General features: G+C 74.0%; 17 protein-coding genes. 6 read left to right on the forward strand and 11 right to left on the reverse strand.

All coding sequences use genetic code 11. The features are described from left to right. Positions 1-56 precede the first annotated feature (56 nt). The 6 genes from caldi_RS05660 to caldi_RS05685 form a co-directional block, all read right to left on the reverse strand. Positions 57-2,951 (reverse strand): helicase C-terminal domain-containing protein, encoded by a 2,895-nt coding sequence (locus caldi_RS05660; RefSeq protein ID WP_264844129.1) that lies wholly within the window; start codon positions 2,949-2,951, stop codon positions 57-59. Between the two features lie 13 nt (positions 2,952-2,964). Continuing rightward, positions 2,965-3,357 (reverse strand): hypothetical protein, encoded by a 393-nt coding sequence (locus caldi_RS05665; protein WP_264844130.1) that lies wholly within the window; start codon positions 3,355-3,357, stop codon positions 2,965-2,967. A gap of 70 nt (positions 3,358-3,427) precedes the next feature. Further along, on the reverse strand, positions 3,428-4,075 hold the full coding sequence (locus tag caldi_RS05670; RefSeq protein WP_264844131.1) for a histidine phosphatase family protein: 648 nt from the start codon (positions 4,073-4,075) through the stop codon (positions 3,428-3,430). Positions 4,076-4,140: 65 nt separating this feature from the next. Beyond that, positions 4,141-5,217: a YeiH family protein gene (locus caldi_RS05675; protein ID WP_264844132.1), complete on the reverse strand. Its 1,077-nt coding sequence runs from the start codon at positions 5,215-5,217 to the stop codon at positions 4,141-4,143. A 101-nt stretch (positions 5,218-5,318) separates the two neighbouring features. Next, the gene (gene sat, locus caldi_RS05680) at positions 5,319-6,542 is read right to left on the reverse strand and encodes a sulfate adenylyltransferase (protein ID WP_264844133.1); all 1,224 of its coding nucleotides are present in this window, start codon (positions 6,540-6,542) and stop codon (positions 5,319-5,321) included. A 26-nt stretch (positions 6,543-6,568) separates the two neighbouring features. Beyond that, on the reverse strand, positions 6,569-7,267 hold the full coding sequence (locus tag caldi_RS05685) for a phosphoadenylyl-sulfate reductase (RefSeq protein ID WP_264844134.1): 699 nt from the start codon (positions 7,265-7,267) through the stop codon (positions 6,569-6,571). Positions 7,268-7,446: 179 nt separating this feature from the next. Here caldi_RS05685 and caldi_RS05690 point away from each other — a divergent pair, with 179 nt between their 5' ends. Next, positions 7,447-7,758 carry a cupin domain-containing protein gene (locus caldi_RS05690; RefSeq protein WP_264844135.1) on the forward strand — a complete coding sequence of 104 codons (312 nt, stop codon included), beginning with the start codon at positions 7,447-7,449 and terminating at the stop codon, positions 7,756-7,758. Positions 7,759-8,163: 405 nt separating this feature from the next. Next, positions 8,164-9,249, forward strand: coding sequence for a copper-containing nitrite reductase (nirK, locus tag caldi_RS05695; protein ID WP_264844136.1), 1,086 nt, complete (start codon positions 8,164-8,166; stop codon positions 9,247-9,249). 594 nt (positions 9,250-9,843) lie between these two features. Here nirK and caldi_RS05700 read toward each other — a convergent pair. Next, positions 9,844-10,926, reverse strand: a complete 1,083-nt coding sequence (locus caldi_RS05700; RefSeq protein WP_264844137.1) for a hypothetical protein — start codon at positions 10,924-10,926, stop codon at positions 9,844-9,846. Positions 10,927-11,112: 186 nt separating this feature from the next. Here caldi_RS05700 and caldi_RS05705 point away from each other — a divergent pair, with 186 nt between their 5' ends. From caldi_RS05705 to caldi_RS05720, 4 genes are read left to right on the forward strand one after another with little or no spacing between them, the layout of a single operon-like run. Then, positions 11,113-12,279 carry an aminotransferase class V-fold PLP-dependent enzyme gene (locus tag caldi_RS05705; RefSeq protein ID WP_264844138.1) on the forward strand — a complete coding sequence of 389 codons (1,167 nt, stop codon included), beginning with the start codon at positions 11,113-11,115 and terminating at the stop codon, positions 12,277-12,279. A 19-nt stretch (positions 12,280-12,298) separates the two neighbouring features. Next, complete coding sequence (locus tag caldi_RS05710; RefSeq protein ID WP_264844139.1) at positions 12,299-13,249, forward strand: CopD family protein; 951 nt, start codon at positions 12,299-12,301, stop codon at positions 13,247-13,249. 33 nt (positions 13,250-13,282) lie between these two features. Continuing rightward, complete coding sequence (locus caldi_RS05715; protein ID WP_264844140.1) at positions 13,283-13,600, forward strand: cupin domain-containing protein; 318 nt, start codon at positions 13,283-13,285, stop codon at positions 13,598-13,600. Between the two features lie 27 nt (positions 13,601-13,627). Further along, the gene (locus caldi_RS05720; protein ID WP_264844141.1) at positions 13,628-13,846 is read left to right on the forward strand and encodes a DUF3343 domain-containing protein; all 219 of its coding nucleotides are present in this window, start codon (positions 13,628-13,630) and stop codon (positions 13,844-13,846) included. On the opposite strand, the gene caldi_RS05725 is transcribed toward caldi_RS05720, so the two are convergent. The 4 genes from caldi_RS05725 to caldi_RS05740 all read right to left on the reverse strand — a co-directional run bounded on the left by caldi_RS05725 (position 13,836) and on the right by caldi_RS05740 (position 18,114). Further along, entirely contained in the window at positions 13,836-15,221 is a 1,386-nt protein-coding gene (locus caldi_RS05725) for a hypothetical protein (protein ID WP_264844142.1), read from the reverse strand. The two genes, caldi_RS05720 and caldi_RS05725, sit on opposite strands and share 11 nt — an antisense overlap. 61 nt (positions 15,222-15,282) lie before the next feature. Next, entirely contained in the window at positions 15,283-15,645 is a 363-nt protein-coding gene (locus caldi_RS05730) for a YlbF family regulator (protein ID WP_264844143.1), read from the reverse strand. A 15-nt stretch (positions 15,646-15,660) separates the two neighbouring features. Next, positions 15,661-16,716 (reverse strand): hypothetical protein, encoded by a 1,056-nt coding sequence (locus caldi_RS05735; RefSeq protein WP_264844144.1) that lies wholly within the window; start codon positions 16,714-16,716, stop codon positions 15,661-15,663. Between the two features lie 81 nt (positions 16,717-16,797). Next, positions 16,798-18,114, reverse strand: a complete 1,317-nt coding sequence (locus caldi_RS05740; protein WP_264844145.1) for an amidohydrolase — start codon at positions 18,112-18,114, stop codon at positions 16,798-16,800. Positions 18,115-18,139 lie beyond the last annotated feature (25 nt).

Genomic DNA, 18,139 nt, shown 5'->3' on the forward strand with positions numbered 1-18,139 from the left:
CCTCTTGCCGTCGATGTGACGTCGTGGAATGCGACGCCCTGGGACGCGGCGCCCTATCACGCTTCGCCGTGCATGGCCGCAGTCCCTGGCGGATCCCGGAGAAAGCGGGCCGCCAGCGTGGCGATCTCGTCCGCGGGGGCCGTGGCCACCCGGGGGTCCGGGAGCGAGCGCAGGAACTGCCGTCCGTAGCGGGCCTCCCGGGGATCGATGCGGCGGTCCAGGACCACCACGACCCCGCGGTCCGTCCCCGTGCGGATGAGCCGGCCGAAGCCCTGCTTGAAGCGGATGATCGCCTCCGGCAGGCTGAGGTGCTGGAAGGCGGACAGCCCCCGGGCTTCCAGGTCCTCCGACCGGGCCTCCATCACCGGGTCGCCGGGCGGCTGGAACGGGAGCCGCACCACGACCACGCAGGAAAGGTCCTCCCCGGGGATGTCGACCCCCTCCCAGAAGGAGGCCGACCCCATCAGCACCGCCCGCTCCCCGGCCCGGAACTCCTCGACCAGGCGCCCCCGGGCGCCGTCGAGACCCTGGGCCAGGAGCACGAGCCCGGCCGCTTCGAGCGGCCCTTTCAATTCATTGTACACCTGGCGCAGCTGGCGGTGGGAGGTGAACAGCACCAGCGTCCTGCCGCCGACCTGCACGAGCAGGTCGGCGAGGAGGCGCGTCGCCGCCGCCTGGAACTCCGCCTCGCCGGCCCTGGGGGTCGGGATGTCTTCGGGGATGAGCACGAGGGCCTGCTCGCCGTACCGGAAGGGCGAGGGCACCTGTGCGAGCGCCAGCCGCCCTTCCGGCAGCGCGTCCAGGCCGAGACGCTCGAGCACGTGATCGAACCGGCCGCCCACCGTGAGGGTCGCGGACGTCAGGACGGCCGAGCGCACCCGGTCCCACAGGAGCTCCCGGAGGAGCGGCCCCACGTGCACCGGGGCCGCCCGCAGGGTCACGGCGGCGGGCCGGTCGCCACCGGAGCGGGGCGGCTGCGCCTCGATCCAGCGGACCATCTCGGGCCCGTGCTGCGCCAGGACGGTGTCCAGGTCCCTGACCGCCTGGCGGACGACCGCCTCCTCCCGCGCCACCTCGAGCCGCAGGCTGTCGAGCCCGCCGTGGCCCGCACCGGCCAGCTGCTCCAGCTCCTCGCCGAGCCGGCGCAGCCCTTTCGCCAGGCGCCCGAGGGCAACTCCCGCGTTCTCGTGGGCGAGCCGGATCGTGTCCCATTCCGGGCGCGCCCGGACGGCAGGGGTGACGCGCAGGGAGCGGGCACCGTCCTCCTCCCCGCCGCCGGTAGCCAGCGCCAGGGCCCCGGCCAGGCCGAACAGCTCGTCGACCCGCTCCCGGGCTTCCTGCACCTGGCGGAGGAGTTCCTCGACCTCCGGCCGGGCCTCGCGGAGCCGCCGCGCCACGGCCGGCAGGACTCCTCCCGGGGCGGTCCCGCGCGAAGGCCGGTAAAGGCGCAGGAGGCTACCGGCCAGGTCCCACTGCCCGAGGGCCACGCCGAGGTGCTCGGTCGCCGCGCTCTCCAGGTGGTGCGCCTCGTCGATGATCACGTGTTCGTAGGGGGGCAACACGCCGCCCCCGGCCTTCAGGTCGGAGAGAAGGAGGGCGTGGTTCACCACCAGGACGCGGGCGTCCCGGGCCCGGCGCCGGGCGCGGAAGGCGAAGCAGTGCCGTTGGTACCAGCGGCAGCGCTGCCCCAGGCAGGTCACGGACTCGGACTGGATCCGCCGCCAGTACTCCTCCTGGGCGGCCAGCACCCCGAGTTCGGCCCGGTCAGCCGTGTCGGTCTGTGCCAGCCACGGAACGGTGCGGAGGAGGAATTCCCGCTCGTCGGGTCCCGTGGCCAGGTCCGCCCCCTCCACGGCCTCCTCCCACTTGCGAAGGCAGACGTAGTTCGAGCGGCCCTTGGCCAGGGCGACCGGCACCTCGTCCTCCCAGCCGAGCGCCCGGAGGAGGAACGGGAGGTCGCGCTCCCACAGCTGCTCCTGCAGCGTGATCGTGTGGGTGGAGACGACGACCCGTCCCCCGCCGCGCTTCGCCCAGAGCAGCGCGGGCACCAGGTAGGCCAGGGACTTGCCCGTACCTGTCCCGGCCTCCGCCACGAGGACCTGCCCCCGGCCGAGGGCCGTGACCACCCGGCGGGCCAGTTCGAGCTGCTGCGGCCGGTGCTCGTACGGCCGGCCTGACCGGACCGCGAAGGCGCTCGCCACGGCGCCTCCGGGGCCGAGCACGGCGTCGACCTCCCCGGGGTCCAGGGCGGGAGGCGCCTCCGGCTCCTCCTCGTCCTCGGGCCCGTGCAGCGGCACGGCGGCCGGGGGGATCCAGGCCCTGCGGTCGCGGGGCGCCTCGCCGGCGGCCTGACGGCGAGCCCTGGCCTTCTCCAGGAGGCGGGAGAGCGCGTTGGCGGGCGGCGCGAGCCGGCCCAGGTCGTCGAGCACCGCCAGCTCCATCGCCTCGATCCGGTCCAGACACAGGGCGGCGATCCGGCCGCAGGCCCGCGCGTCGTCCACCGCGCGGTGGGCGCGCGGCAGCCCGACCCCCAGCTCCTCGGCCAGGGCGCCGAGGCGGAAGCTGCGGGCCAGGGGAAACGCCAGCCGGGCCAGCTGCACGGTGTCCAGGAGCGGCGGCAGCGCGGGCAGCCCGGCCCGGCGGAGGGCGGCCGCCAGGAAGGCGCCGTCGAAGGCGGCGTTGTGCGCGACCACCGGCGAGCCGCCGACCAGCGCGAGGAACTCGGGCAGGACCGCCTCCGCCGGCGGACGGCCGGCCACGTCCGCGGGTGTGATGCCGGTCAGCTGCTGGAAACGCAGCGGGATGGGGCGGCCGGGGTCGGTGAGCCAGGACCGGGCCGCCACCTCCTGGCCGTGCTCGAAGACCACGGCCCCGATCTCGATGATCCGGTCGGCGGCCGGGTCCCCGCCGGTGGTCTCCAGGTCGACCGCCACGTACCGCTCGACCAGCACGCCCGCGCCTCCATCACAAGCGTTCGTACAGGCGGGAGGCGACGGCGCTGCCGGCCGCGTAGCACAGGGCCACGAGCAGGGCCTCTGACAGCACGGGGCCCGGCTCGAGCCGGTACTGTCCCATGAGGTACGCCGACTGGCCGAACGCCACCAGGCCGCCCGCCACAAGTGCGGCCCCGACCGGGGGCAGGGTCCGGCTCCCGACCCGGGTGAGCACCAGGGCCAGGAGCGAGAGCAACCAGAACTGGAGCGCCCGCTCCCAGAAGGCCGCGGTCGCCACGTACTGCCACAGCGCCGGCCAGAAGCCCGGACCGCCTTCCCGCCAGGCGGCCAGGGCGATGAGGCCGGCGATGACGATGCCGCCGCCGGTCGAACCGGCCGCCAGGAGCCGTGCCCACGCCGGCACCCGCCTCACCCCCGGACAGGTGTATGCCCGGGGCAGGCGGCCCAGCACGCCGCGACGCGCCGCGGCCCCGTCAGCCGCCCCGGCGCAGGACCTCCCCGTCCGGGACGGCGGCCAGGAAGCCGGTCTCGTTGAGGGTGCGCAGCCGGGGGCGCTCGCTCCACTCGATCACCGTGAGCCCGCAGTTGTCGAGGAGAAGCCGTCCCCGCCGCTCCGGGTCGAGGCCGAGCACCCACGCCACCACGGAACGGATCACCCCGCCGTGGGTGACCACCACCACCGTCTCGTCGGGGTGGCGCGCGGCGATCTCCTGCACGGCCTCCAGCACGCGTGCCTCGAGCTCGCGGAACGTCTCGCCGCCGGGGAAGCGGGTGTCGACCGGGTGATCCTTCAGCGCCGCCCAGAACTCCGGGAAGGCCTCCGCCACCTCCCTGCGGGTGAGGCCGGCGATGCGGCCCACGTCGACCTCCCGGAGCCGCCTGTCGAGGTGGACCGGGGCCGGGCGCGCCAGGGCCCGGGCGATGGCGTCCGCCGTCGCCCGCGCGCGGATCAGGTCGCTCGAGTAGATGGCGGCCACGGGTTCGGGCGCCAGCCGCTGCCCCAGGGCCCGGGCCTGCGCCAGGCCGAGGGCGCTCAGGGCGACGTCGCTCTGACCCTGCCAGCGTCCGTCCCGGTTCCACTCGGTCTCCCCGTGGCGCGCCAGGAGAAAGGTCGTCGGCATGAATCCACCCCAGCCTGTCCGGTCCTCCTCAAGATAACACAACGCCGTCACCGGAACCAGACGCTTCAGCCGAAGAGCCACCAGGCAACGGCCAGCGCGGCGAGGGTGTTGAAAAGCGTTGCCAGGGCGTACACGGCCACCGGCCGCAGACCCTCCGCCACGAGCCCGCGAAAGCTGGTCTCCAGCCCGATGCTGACGAACGCCAGCGTCAGGAACGCGTTGCGGAGGGAAGCGACCGCCTCCAGGGCGGCCCTGTCGAGATGCCCGGTTCCCGCCAGCGCGCTCGCGGCGAACGAGGCCGCCACGAAGCCCAGGACGAACTTGGGGAACCGCGCCCACAGCTCACGCGGCCGGGGCCGTGCCCCCGCGCCGGGCTCCAGACGGGTCACCCAGTACAGGCTGAGGAGCGCGGTGACGGCGCCGATGAGGAGGTTGTGGCTGATCTTCACCACCGCCGCCACCCGCATGGCCCGCTCGCCGTACAGGGCGCCGGCTGCCAGCACCGCCGCGGTGGTGTCGATGTTCCCGCCGATCCACGCCCCGGCCACCGCGTCGGGGAGGGCGAGGAGCCGGGCCGCGAGGGGCTGGAGCACCATGAGCGGAAGGGCGAAGGCGACGACGAGGGCGGCAGCGTAGGCCACCTGCTCGCGGCGGGCCCGGGTCACGCCCGCAGCCGCCACGGCCCCGGACATGCCCACGGAGACCGCCGTGGCCAGGATCGCCCGCAGGCGGGGGTCGACTCCCAACGCCCCGGCCACGAGCCAGGTGGTGACGAACACGACCAGGACCAGGACGACGGACTGCAGGATCGCCCGGACGCCAACCTGCAGCACGTCCCCCACGCTGATCCCGGCGCCGAGCAGCACGACGCCGATCTTGAGGTAAAGCTCGGTCCGGGCGGCCCGGCGCACCCGGCCCCGCAGACCCATGGCCCCCAGGAGGCCCCGGGCGGCCAGCCCGAGGCCGGCCGCCCACAGCGGGTAGTCCACGAGGCCCAGCCCCGGCAGCCGGCGCGCCTCCCCGGCCAGCCAGCGGGACAGCAGGGCGAGGCTCAGGACCAGTGCCCCCGAAAGCGCCCAGCTGGCGGCACGCCGCCACACGACCGCCCGGGCGGCCAGCGGCGCCCCAACCGGCCCCGCCATCTTCCGACCTCCCCCGACGGACTCACCAGAGTAATGAGGGCAGCCACCCCGCGAACACGAGGAACAGCAGGCCGAGCCCGACGAGCGTGGCCAGCCAGTCCTCACTCACCGCCAGGCACCTCCTCTCCGCCGGCGACGGGCTCGAGCGCCTCCGCCTCCGTCCGCATCCCTTCGGCCAGGAGCCGGGCCACCTCCGGGCGGGTGAACTCGGGCGGGGGAAGCACCCCGGCCCGTAGCATCTCGCGCACCCGGGTGCCGGACAGGATGAGGCGGTCGGCCTCCGGGTGGGGGCAGGTCCTGTCGGACGCCATGCCCCCACAGGTCCGGCACCAGAACGCCCGGTCGAAGAAGAGCGGCGTGAGGCCCAGGCGGTGGGGGTCGAACTCCGAGAAGATCCGCTGGCTGTCGTGCGGGCCATAGAAGTGGCCGACCCCGGCGTGGTCGCGGCCGACGATGAAGTGGCTGCAGCCGTAGTTCTTGCGGCAGATGGCGTGGAACACCGCCTCGCGCGGCCCGGCGTAGCGCATCGCCGCCGGGAAGGCGGCCAGGAGCACGCGCGCTTCGGGGTAGTAGCGGCCCAGGAGCGCGCGGTAGCAGCGGACGCGCAGGGCGGCGGGAACGTCGTCGTCCTTCGTGGGGCCGAGCAGCGGGTTCAGGAAGAGGCCGTCGACCAGTTCCAGGGCGACCTTCTGGATGTACTCGTGCGCCCGGTGGACGGGGTTGCGCGTCTGGAACCCCACCACGTGCCGCCAGCCCCGCGCGGCGAAGATCCGGCGCGTCTCGGCCGGGTCCAGGGCCAGGTCGGGGAACGGGGCGGGCGGGCGCTCCAGCAGCCAGACGGGTCCGGCGAGGTAGACCTCGGGCTGCCGCCGCAGGCGGGCGACGCCGGGGTGGGCCGGGTCGCACGTGCCGAAGACCCGTCGCGCCTCCCGCTCCGGGTCGTAGCTGAACGCCTCCCGGACCTGCATCAGCCCCAGGGGCCGCCCCTCCGGACCGACGAGGGCGACCTCCGCACCCGGGCGGAGTGTGGTGGCCAGCCCCACGGGCACCGGCAGGGTGACGGGCAGGGTCCAGGGGAGACCGTCCGGCAGGTGCATGTGTTCGAGCACGCTGTCGTACTGGGCCCGGTCCATGAACCCGTCCAGGGGGCTGAAGACACCGGTGGTGATGCACTCGAGATCGGCGGTGCGGACCGGATCGAGGCGGACGGCAGGCAGGTGCCGCACCCGCTCCCGGGCTGCGCACAGGGCATCCCCGCGGAGCACGCGGTCCACCAGGGTTCCCCCGTGCGGAGGCACCAGGCCCGCCGCAGAACGGTCCGGCATGCCCTTCACCTCCCACGTGCGGGTCCCTACCGGTGGAGGCCGCATTCCGTCTTGGCGAAGCCGGGCCAGCGCCCGGCCCGGGGATCCTCGCCGGGGCGGACGGGGCGGGTGCACGGGATGCACCCGATGCTCGGGTAACTGCGGTCGTGCAGGGGGTTGTAGGGCACGTCGTGGGCCCGTATGTAGCCCCACACCGCGTCCCACGTCCACCGGGCCAGCGGGTTGACCTTGACCAGGCCGAACCGGTGGTCCCACTCCACCTCCGCGGCCCCCGCCCGGGTGGGCGACTGCTCCCGCCGGATGCCCGTGACCCAGGCCTCGAGGCCGGCGAGCACCCCCCGGAGCGGCTCGACCTTCCGGAGCCGGCAACACGTGTCCGGGTCCCGGGCCCACAGCCCGTCGCCGTACCGTCCGGCCTGCTCCGCCAGCGAGAGGGCCGGCCGCACCTGCTCGAGGCGCACGTCGTAACGGGCCGCCACCCGCTCGCAGGTCTCGTAGGTCTCCGGGAAGAGCAGATCGGTGTCCAGGTAGAACACCCGGACGCCCGGGCGGATGCGGGACGCCATGTCGACGAGCACCACGTCCTCCGCGCCGAAACTGCACGCCAGGGCGACGCCGTCGGGCCCGAAGGTGTCGAGCGCCCAGCGCAGGACGTCCTCAGGCGGCCGGCCGGCCAGTTCCCGCGCGGCGAGTTCGACTTCCCGGGGCCCCATCGCGACACTCATCGGGTGGACCTCCTCCCCCGGCCGCTGCGTCCGCTCGCGCGAACCGGGGCGCAGTTGCCAGTCTACGCGCCAGGCCCCGGCGTGGCCCCCGCCCGGCCCCGGTGACCTGCGTCACGGCGCCCGGACCCCGCCGGGAGTAGGCTTCAGGCGGAGACAGGCCTCGGGAGAGGTGTGGGATCATGTTCGCCGACCTCCGGGCCGTGGTCCGGTACGACCCGGGACAACCGGTCAGCCAGCTCATCGCCGAGAACGCCGACTGTCGTGTGGTCCTCTTCAGCCTGGAGCCGGGGCAGGCGGTCCCGCCCCACGTCAGCACCTCGACGGTGGTGATGGCGGTGCTGGAGGGCAACGGCCGCCTGAGCGTCGGCGAGGAGGACCACGAGGCCGGCCCCGGCGGGATCGCCGCCTGTCCGCCCTTCGTGCCCCACGGCATGGCGGCCGCCCCTGGCTCCCGCTTCGTGGTGCTGGCGGTCATCGCCCCACGGCCGTGACGGGCCCGGCGAGGATCCCCCCACGGGCGGGCGCGGCGCCGGCGCGCCCTCCTCCGACCCACGCGCCCCACCCGGCACGTGGGTCGATTCTTTGTGCCTCCGGCCCGCCAGGCTCACCGGTGTCCGCACCCGGGTTCCGCACAGAGGGGCGCGCCACCGGGCAGGTGAGGTCGAGACGGTCTGGGCGCCTGCTAGTACTTTTGGGTTATGCAAGTCGTGTCACCACCTCGGTTCCTCCAGGTATTTCGCGCGGTGAACCATGGCCTCCCGCTCGGGTGGCCGCCTGATTCTTGCGGGCGTGTGACGGCGGTCACCAGCGCCCCGCCGCCGGTCTCCTACGCTAGAAGTGCATACCCCCGAAGCTCGGTAGTTCGTGAATGGGGCGTTTCGCGAGGAGGTACCACCATGAAGCGTGATCTGCATAGGGTATTCCGCTGGAGCGTGCCCCTGGTGGGCGTCCTGCTCCTCACCAGTGCCTGTGCCGGTTCCGGCCCCCGGGCGGCGAGCGCGCAGGGGTCGGGCGCAGCCCAGCAGACGCCGGCCGTCCAGCCTGCCGTGGCCGATGCCAGGCCGATCAGCGCCGACCCCGCCGCCATCCCGGGTCCGGTCGGGCGCCGCGAGCCGACCACCGTCCGGGTCGACCTCGAAACCCGGGAAGTCAACGGCCGGCTCGCCGACGGCATCACGTACAAGTACTGGACGTACAACGGCACCGTTCCGGGCCCGATGCTGCGGGTGCGCCAGGGAGACACGGTCGAACTCCACATCAAGAACGCGGCGGACAGCGGCATGAACCACTCGATCGACCTGCACGCGGTCACCGGCCCAGGCGGCGGCGCAGTCGGCACCCAGGTGAAGCCCGGCGAGGAGAAGGTCCTGCGGTTCAAGGCGATGAATCCCGGCGTGTACGTCTACCACTGCGCCACGCCGTACATCCCGGCGCACATCGCCAACGGCATGTACGGGCTGATCGTGGTGGAGCCGCCGGAGGGCCTGGCGCCCGTCGACAAGGAGTTCTACGTGATGCAGGGTGAGTTCTACACCGACCTCAAGCCGGGCCAGAAGGGTCACGCGAACTACGACGGCGAGGCCCTGGCCGCCGAGGAGCCGAACTTCGTGGTGTTCAACGGCGCCTTCCAGGCCCTGACCGGGGAGAAGGCCATGCGGGCGAAGGTCGGCGACCGCATCCGGATCTTCATCGGCAACGGCGGGCCCAACCTGATCTCCTCGTTCCACGTGATCGGCGAGATCTTCGACAAGGTGCACAAGGAAGGGGCCAGCGAGGCCACCAGCAACGTCCAGACCACGCTCGTCCCCGCCGGTGGGGCGGCCTGGGCCGAGTTCACGGTCGACGTGCCGGGCACCTACACGCTGGTCGACCACTCGATCAGCCGGGCGCTCGGCAAGGGTGCCGTGGCGCAGATCGTGGTCGAGGGCGACCCGAAGCCCGAGATCTTCGACGCCCCGGGAGCGGGCGGGAACAGCCACTGAGGCGCCCCACCCCGGACGGGACCGCCGAACCGACAGCATGGGGCCTGGCTCGCCGCCAGGCCCCCGTCGCGCTCGCCGGGCCTCTCCGGCCCTCCGCCCGCCGCGGGCTGTGGCCGAGTTGGGCGGCGCCGGACCCGGCGGGCTTGTGGCCGCCGTCACCGCCGGCCCCCGGTGTTCCACAACTCGGTACGTCGATCTGCAGCGTGGGACGAGAGGCAATTCGTGAGGGTCGAGCGCCGGCGTTGTGTGGTACCGATTGCCCCACGCCCCCGCCGACCCCGCCGGAGTCACCGTGCAGGGCGCGCGATGGGGACCGGAAATGATCATTATGTCGACCCAGCAAACTCACTGCCTGGCCGGCTTCGGCTTTATGTGAACCCGGAGTCGCCGGTGAGGCAAAACGTGCGAGTCAACGGCCCCGTTTGACTCGTACCGATTGCCTGTTGGAGGGTGTGCGATCGACCGGCTCTCCGCGTCCCGCCGATCCCCGGGTGGCCGGGGCCGCTGACCCGGACCGCGGTGGACTGGCAGAGGAATTGCCATGTCTGGCCGACGGCTCCGGGGCCGGGGCGCGAGCGCCGGACCCCGCCGCCCCTACGCCCCCGTGCGGGCCGGCCGTGCGGCGAGGGCCGTCTGGATGAGGAAGAGCAGCACCGCGGCCACGTTCAGGAGCCCGCCCCAGTTGCGGACGCCGGGCAGCAGGGCCAGGTCCCCGACCAGCCGGAGGACGGCCGAGCCGTGCAAGAGGGCCAGGTGCAGGTAGAAGCGGGGGGTGAAGCGGACCGGCGTGCCGAGCACGGCCGGGAAGATCACCGGCGCGTGGCCGAAGATCATCGACATCACGAAGCCCAGGAAGAGCGCGTGCAGCATCGCGTCGTACGCCGCGCCTGCCGCCGACCCGGCGAACCGGATCCACAGCAGGCCGGCCGCCCCGAGCCAGGCGTACCCCGCGAGGAGGCACACCGCCATGAACCGGGTGAGCCCGGCTAGGCGCACGGTGCGGCGGGCGATGTCGTACCGCACGAGCCACAGCGCCTGCAAGAACAGCCCGACGCCGGCGAGGCGGACGCCTGCCACGGGTGCGGCCACCGACACGATCAGCCCCGCGACGAAGATGGCAACGGCGGTCACGAACGTCAGCCGGGCCCAGCGGGTGGGCTGCCCCATCCGGGAGAGTTCGACGCGCTCCCCGAGGATGGTCAGTACCAGGAACCCCGCCCACCACGGGACGACCCGGTACACGGGCAGGCCCGCCAGCCACAACGCGCCCCCGATCGCCCACAGGGCGGCGCCGGCACCCATCGTCGCCGCGTGCAGCGACGGCTGGATGCGGTAAATCAGGACGAAGGTCCCGACTAGCCCCAGGCCGCCGGCCGTCATCAGGACCTCCCCCAGCCGGAGGGCCGCCGGGACCATGTAGAGAACGGCCCCCGTCCCGGTCAGGATCGGGGCCAGGTACGGCAGGCGCCTGCCCAGCGCCACGGCCCGCTCCAGGCTGATGAGGGTGCCCAGGAAGCCCAGGATGATCAGCGGCCCGTGCGCACCCAGACCCCCCGGGACGCCTTCCGCCGGCAGCCAGCCGAGTCGCGCCAGCCCGACCCACAGGGCCGCCAGCAGTGCGGCCATGGCGGCTGCCACCGGCAGTCGGGCCGGGCGAGGCCGAAAAACCGTCTGCACCTCCGTCGTCCCCCTTCGTTCCCGAGACACGTCCTGCCCGGGAGCCGGGCTGCGCGCGGGCAGCCCCACATGCCCATGTTGGCGCCGCGCGGTCCCCGTCGCGCTGTGATCGGCATCACTTTGGGACGCCCGGTGGCCCGGATAATGAGAATCAGTACCATCCAGATCGAAAGGCGGTGGCCCGCCTTGCCATCCTCAGGTTCCGTAGTCTACCTGGACAACGCCGCGACCTCGCACCCGAAGCCCGAGGCCGTGTACCGTGCGGCGGACGGGGCGCTGCGTGCCGGCGGCAACCCCGGCCGCGGCGGCCACCGGGTTGCCCTGGCCGCCGGCCGGCGGGTGCTTGCCGCCCGCGAGGCGGTGGCGGCGCTCTTCGGTGTGAAGGATGCAGCCCGGGTACTGTTCACGTCGAGTGCCACCGACTCCCTGAACCTGGCCCTGAAAGGCCTCCTGCACCCCGGGGACCACTGCATCACCACCGTGGCGGAGCACAACGCCCTGCGCCGCCCGCTGGTGGCCCTGGCCCTCCGGGGGGTCGAGGTGACGTGGCTCCCCGTGTCGCCGGAGGGGATCGTGGACCCGGGCGGGGTCCGGGCCGCCCTGCGTCCGAACACCCGGCTCATCGCCCTGGCGCACGGTTCCAACGTCACGGGCGCGCTGCAGCCGGTGGCCGAGCTGGGGGAGATCGCCCGCCGCGCCGGCGTCTTCCTCCTCGTGGACGCCGCCCAGACCGCGGGTTCCCACCCCATCGACGTGGAGGCAATGGGGATCCACCTTCTCGCTGCCCCCGGACACAAGGGCCTCCTGGGCCCGCAGGGGACCGGCATCCTTTACGTCGCCCCCGACGTGCCGCTCCGCCCCGTCCGCGAGGGCGGCACGGGGTCCATGGCCACCCTGGCCGAGCAGCCGGACGTGTTCCCCGAGGGGTTCGAGAGCGGGACGCTCAACGTCCCGGGCATCGCTGGAGTGGGGGCCGGGGCGGATTTCCTGCTGTCGGTCGGGGTCGAGGCGGTCCACGCCCGGGTGGGCGCCCTGACCGCGGCACTGGTGGAGGGGCTCCGTCGCCTGCCAGGTGTGACCGTCCACGGCCCCGCGGACCCGGCGCGCCGGTGCGGGGTGGTGAGCCTGAGCGTGGACGGGCTCGACCCGGGCGCGCTGGAAGAGCAGCTCGACTCGGCGTTCGGCGTCGTCGGGCGCGCGGGCCTGCACTGCGCGCCCGGGGCCCACGAGGTGCTCGGCACTCTGCCCCTGGGCGGCACGATGCGCCTGAGCCCCGGATACTTCAACACGGAAGAGGACATCGAGGCCGCGGTGAAGGCCGTCGCTGCCGTGGCGGCCCTGGCCCGGCGCTGAGCGGGAGGTGCTCGGCGGGATGGAGCCGTTCGTCGAGGTGCGCCCCAGCGTGCCCCGCGTCCTGGACAAGTACGTGCTCCCGAAGGTGGCGTTCACCCTCGTGACGGCCGCGTCGATGGCCGGCGCGGTGCTGACCGGCCTGCGCCACGGCTGGTTCGGCTGGCCCGCCCTGGCGGTGCGCTGGAGCGCGTACTGGGTCCTGGCGCTCCTCCTCGGCTCGCAGATGTGGAAGCTCTTCTACCTCGCGCCCTCGGTCCGGCAGCGGCCAGTGCCGGAGGCGGTCGACTACGGCGAGGCGATGGTGCGCCTGCACCGAGCCTGGCAGAGGGTCCTGCTGCCGGCGGCGATCCTCCTGGTGGGAGCCGATCTGGCCCTGTACCTCCGCCACGGCCCCATTGCGCGGCCCTGGGTCGTCGTCGCGGGGGGCGCCCTGGCCCTGGCCGCCGCGGGAATCGCCGGCGACTGGTGGGCGCGGCCCGACTGCCGCCGGCCGGGCGCTCCCGCCTGGCTCGCCCTCGGCGGGCTGGCGGGCGCCGCCCTGGCGCTGGGCGGGCTTGACGTCGTCCTGCAGCCGGCGACCGCTAGCCCGTGGCTCCTCGTCCCGAACCGGGTGCTGCACGTGTGGGCCTTCTCGGCCTGGCTGGGCGGGGCGCTGTGGAACATCTTCATCGCCGTTCCGGCCGGGCTGCCCCGGGTGAACATGGACACCGTGATCCTGGCCAACTTCCAGCTCGAACGCTTCCGCGTGGTGGTGCGGACCGTCTTCCCCACCCTCGTCGCCACGGGGCTCGTCCAGACCTGGGCAATGTTCGGCTGGGGGTGGCAGCCGCTCCTCACCAGCGCGTGGGGCCGTCTGGTCCTGACCAAGCTGGGCCTCATCGCCCTGCTCGTGGGTGTCTTCATCACGTGCCCCATGTGGCGGGCCTGCTCCCCGATCCGGGGGGTCTGCAACCTCGACGACCTGGAATGACGCTACGGGTGGATCACAGGAGGCGCGATCTCCATGGAGCCGACCATCTACACTTGTACCGAACGGAAACCCCCCGGCACCCCGCCCGTCCTGAAGGAAGAACTATACCGGGCGGACGCCCACGACTTCAACCTCGTCCGGGCCGACCCCGGCGCCGACCGGCCGCCCCACCCGCACGACGCGGGCGACAGCTTCATGCTGGTGCTCGAAGGGGAGTTGCACCTGCACGTCGACGGGCGGGTGTACCCCCTCATGCCGGGCCAACTGGCGGTGATCCCCCGCGGCGCGGTGCGGGGATTCACCGCTGGTCCGCAGGGGGCGACGTTCTTCGCCGCCCACCTTCGGGGCTGACCTGCTGGCTGGCCGAAGGGTGAGCCGATGGGCCGGGTCTACCTCGTCTTTCGAAGCACCCACGAGACGCTGAAGGCCGAGTCCGTTCTGGCGGTGGCGGGGCTTCCTTGCAAGGTTGTGGTGAAGCCGGCGTCGATCCGGCTCGACTGCGGCCTCGCCGTGCGCACCGATCCCGGGCAGCAAGACACGGCCCTGGCCGCCCTCCGGCAGGCGGGCCTGGAGCCGAGGGGGGTCTTCAACCTCTGAGGCGGGCCTGACCCACCGCCGCCGGCGCCGGCCGGGGCGGCAGCTTGGGCCAGCGCACCCCCGCCCGCCAGACCGTCAGCGCGCGGGCCTCGGTGTAAGCCAGGAGCAGGCTGCCGCCGAGGCCCGCCGCCATCCCCGCCCGGACCAGGGGGGCCGAACGAACCCAGAGCCCGGCCACGCCCAGGGCCAGGCCGCCCAGCCACAGGGCCAGGAGCGCGTCCCCCAGGCGGCGGTCGGCGATCTCGTGCAGGAACGGGAGCTGCTCCCCCGGGGTGTGCTTGCGGAACCGCTCGAGCCAGACGATGAACGGCAGGATCCGGTACAGCTGCCCGATGGTCACGGTGCCCACCCACCCCACGAGCGCCGCGTACACCCAGGCGATCAGCCGCTCGGGCCGGGAGAAAAGCCACGGCGCCAGGCCGGCGTAGCCGGCCGCGCCCACGACGGCCAGGGCCGCGAACAGGGCCGACCCCGCCAGGGCGAAGCGGACCGGCGGCTCCAGGCGCCGGTGGGCGCGGCGCGGGGCGCTGCGCCAGACGAGGCGGGCGTACAGGAGGGCCGCCACCGCTCCGACGGCGACCAGCGCCCGCACGGCGGGGCCCCGGGCCGCCGGAGGGAGGAAGCTCCCCGCCAGCGCCAGCCCGAGGGGTACCGCGGACAGGGCCGCCAGCACCGGGTCCGCGGCGCGGGCGGGCGGCGGCGCCCCCACGGCGAAGAGCGGCGTGAGCTTCAGGCTCACGAACGCGATGAGCACGGTGAACCAGCCCCCGGCCCCGAGGGCCAGGTGGCTGCCGGTCACCGGCCCGGTCGCCCGGATGAACCCCCAGCGCAGGCTGAGGGCCAGTGTCAGCCCCCAGGTGGCGGTCAGCACCAGGTAAGCGGCCGCGATCGCCATGCCGGCGCCGACCCGGTCCGGGTGGGCGCGGCCCCGCAACGTGAGAGCCAGGTGGAACGCGAACACCAGCACCGAGGTCATCAGCAGGGATGCCCCGGCGATGATCCGCGGCGTGTGCAGCCACCCGAAGCCGGTGACGAGAAGGGCCACGCCGGCGGCGTGGACCCCCAGGTGGACCAGGGCCAGTCGCTCGCTGTAGAGTCGCGCGTGCAGGACCACGGGGGCCATCTGGTAGACGGCCCCCATGGCCAGGGTCGTCCCCCACCCGAGCACGAACAGGTGGAGGGCGGTCAGCACCGTCCCGTTGTGCACCCAGTGGCGGAGGAAGGCGGCAGGGTGCAGGGAGGCCACGGCGAAGGCCGCGACGAGCGCGGCCGTCGCCGAGAGGAAGAAGGCCAGGGGAACCCAGGGAGCCGGGGCCGCCTCCAGCTTCAGGGCGTGCTCGTGCCGGACGCCCGGCTGCGTCACGGCGATCACCACCGCAGTAGCGACCTTCGGAGGGAAGCGTACCCGGCTCTCTCCGGTCCGGATGTGACCCCCATCACCTGCCTGGCCCGGAGCCCTGCGCCGCCACCGGCAGGCCGAGGGCCTCGGCGAGAATCCGGTTGATCTCGCTCCAGAGCTGGGTGAGCTGGGCTTCGGCCTCCACGTACTCCCGGGCCACCGGGTTCGCCTGCACCGCGGCGGCCAGCTCCTGCAGCGCCTTCAGGTGTTCCGCATCCGGCGTCTTGCCCTGCGCCTGCAGCGCGGCCAGCTCCCACTGCTTGCTCCGCAGCGCCAGGAGCTGCTTCTCCGCCCGCGAGTCCGCCTTCACCCGGCGCCGGGCCTCCTGGAACGTCTGGTTCTCCGGACTGGCCTGGAGGGCCTTGGCCAGCTTGTGGGCCAGCTCGTGGATGTAGCCCACGCCCTCACCCCCTCCTTACCGGAGTACGACGATCGCCGACGTCACGTGCACGCCCCGTGCGTCCGAACGCAGGTTCAGGCGAGAGGCCAGGAGCCGCGTGCCGTCGGGCGACCAGCGCGGGTGGAAGTAGAGATCGGCGCGCTGGTCGGGCTGGCGGACCGCCGTCTGTCCGGAGTCCAGGTCCAGGACGTGAATCCCGCTCTGCCTGTGGGGGCTGCGGAAGGCGATCTTCCGGCCGTCGGGCGAGACGTGGGGCATGATCCCCCCGCCGGTGGTGAGGCGTTCCGGCTCGCCGCCGGCGGCGGGGACCCGGTAGAGGTCGAGGTCGAGCCGGTCCGGGTGGCGCCGCCCCGACCCGAACACGAGCCACTGCCCGTCCGGCGACCAGGCGACGCCGCCCGGGAGGAGGTCGCCCTCCGGGCCGGCCTCGGCCAGGATCCGGGTCATGCGCGTCCGGAGGTCGAGGTGCACCAGGCGGCCTCGCGTGGTGAAGGCGATCCCCTCTCCGCCCGGATGCCAGGCAAGGTAGCCGAGGGGCTCGCCGGCCTCCACCAGCACCTGCTCGCCCGTGCCATCGGCCCGCATCCGCACCAGTTGACCGTGGTCCGACTTCCCGTCCTGCGGGTGCCGGATGAGGGCGATCCAGCGGCCGTCGGGCGACCAGGACGGCTGGGTGTCCCACGTGTCGCGCCCTGCGGCGAGGGGCCGGGCGGACGAGCCGTCCGCCGCCATGACCCAGGTCCGCCCGTCGCGCATGAAGACGATCTGCGTCCCGTCCGGCGACCAGTCCGGGAAGCCGTCGAGCACGTCTCCGCCCGTGAGCGGCTCGGGCGGGCCGGGCGCGGGGGCGGCGGGCGCCGGTCCTGCCGGCACGGCCGGCGGCGACCCGGCCGCCGGCGCCGGCGGGGCGGACGGGGTCTCCAGGGCAGCCGGCACCCGGAGCAGCGCCGCGCCGGCGGCGAGCCGTCCCAGGGGCTGCGCGACCAGGAGGAGCCCCGCCGCCAGAAGGAGGGGGTGCACGAGGCGCTGCGCGAGGGCCTCGTCGCCGCGCCGGGACCAGCGGTTGGCCATGTCGCATCCCCCCGGGACCCGCGTCGGTGGCGGGCCCGGGCAAGGCTATGCCGCCGCCGCCGTCCCCATGACGCGGGCCCGTCAGGCCGCGCCCACCAGGCGCCGGGCGTGCTCGGCCGCCTTCGCCGTGATCTCCGCCGCGTCCATCGTGGTCAGGCGGCGGTCCTCCACCACCACCCGGCCGTCGACGAGGACGGTCTCGACGTCGCCGGGGTTGGTGGAGTAGGCGAGGATCGAGAACGGGTCGTGGACCGGCGTGAGGCCGGGGCGGCGGGCGTCGACCAGGATGAGGTCCGCCCGCTTGCCGGGCTCCAGGGTGCCGATGCGGTCCTCCAGCCCCAGTACCCGGGCGCCGCCGGCCGTGGCGGCGTGGACCGCGTCGTAGGCCGTGAAGGCCCGCGGGTCGCCGGAGGCGTTCTTCTGCAAGAGCGCCGCCAGGCGGATCTCGCCCCACAGGCTCATCTGGTTCGCCGAGGCCGCCCCGTCCGTGCCGAGGCCGACCGGCACCCCGGCCCTGCGCCACGCCAGGATCGGGGCCACCCCGCAGGCCAGCTTGAGATTGGAGACCGGGCAGTGGGCGACCCGGCCGCCGGCGGCGGCGAAGATCTCCATGTCGGCGTCCGTCGGGTGCACGCAGTGCGCCCCCACCACCGGGTGGCGGGTGAGCCCCGCGTCGCGGATGATCTCGAAGGCCGTCTTGCCGTAACGCTGGCGCAGGAGCTCCACCTCGTCGCGGGTCTCCACGAGGTGGATGTGGATGCCCACGCCCATCTCGGCCGCGGCCTCCGCCACCTTCTCGAGCTCGGGCGGTGCCACCGTGTACGGGGCGTGGGGGGCGAGCATGGTGAGGACCCGCCCGTCCGCCTTGCCGTGCCACGCCCGGTAGAAGTCCCAGGCGTCGGCCAGGCGGGAGCGGAAGTCCTCGCCGCTGCCGATGATCCCCCGGCTCAGCACCGCCCGCGCGCCGGTGTCGGCGACCGCGCGGGCGGCGTCGGCCATGAAGAAGTACATGTCGTTGAACGTGGTGACCCCGGCCAGCAGGCTCTCCAGGCAGGCCAGGGCCGTGCCCCAGTACACGTCCTCGGCCGTGAGGTTCGCCTCGACCGGCCAGATCTTCGTCTCCAGCCACTCCATGAGCCGCATGTCGTCGGCGTAGCCGCGCAGGAGCACCATGGCGGCGTGGGTGTGGGTGTTCACGAGGCCCGGCAGCACCAGCCGGCCGGTCGCCTCGATGGTCCGCTGCGCCCATCCCGGCGCCCTCACCTCGGCCGGGGCGGCCTGCGCCGGCCCGGCGTAGGCGATGCGCCCATCCTCGATCGCCACCAGACCGCCCTCGTACACGGCGTCGGGGCCGGTCATCGTCAGCACGGTACCTCCGGTGATGAGGATCCTCTCCACGCCGCACTCCTCCTCGACGTCGTGC

Source organism: Caldinitratiruptor microaerophilus, from assembly GCF_025999835.1.
Taxonomy (GTDB): Bacteria; Bacillota; Sulfobacillia; order Symbiobacteriales; family ZC4RG38; genus Caldinitratiruptor; species Caldinitratiruptor microaerophilus.